The 272-nt window shown below is 54.4% G+C and carries 1 protein-coding gene; it reads left to right on the top strand.

The window, feature by feature from the left end; all coding sequences use genetic code 11:
* The coding region (locus B2W52_RS17885) for a hypothetical protein (protein ID WP_286803832.1) at window positions 1-272 on the top strand (272 nt) is incomplete at both ends.

Raw genomic sequence — 272 nt, forward strand, 5'->3', positions numbered from 1 at the left:
AATGAATATAAAAGCGAAGCCTTCAATATGTTCGAGCATATGCTCAATCAGCTTCGCGAAACGGTAACGACCTATCTGTCCCATGTGCAGCTTAGCAATCCGGCCGAACAATTACGCCGCCCCGAACCGGATGAAGAGGAAATGACCGCCACGCATATCGACCCCGTCACAGGCGAGAATGAGTTTGACGAGGCAGAGGCAAATGCTGCGGGCGATGCCGGAAGTGATTGGGGCAAGGTGCGCCGCAATGCTCCCTGTCCTTGTGGATCGGG

The organism is Marinobacter sp. UBA2498 (assembly GCF_002341575.1).
GTDB lineage: Bacteria > Pseudomonadota > Gammaproteobacteria > Pseudomonadales > Oleiphilaceae > Marinobacter > Marinobacter manganoxydans.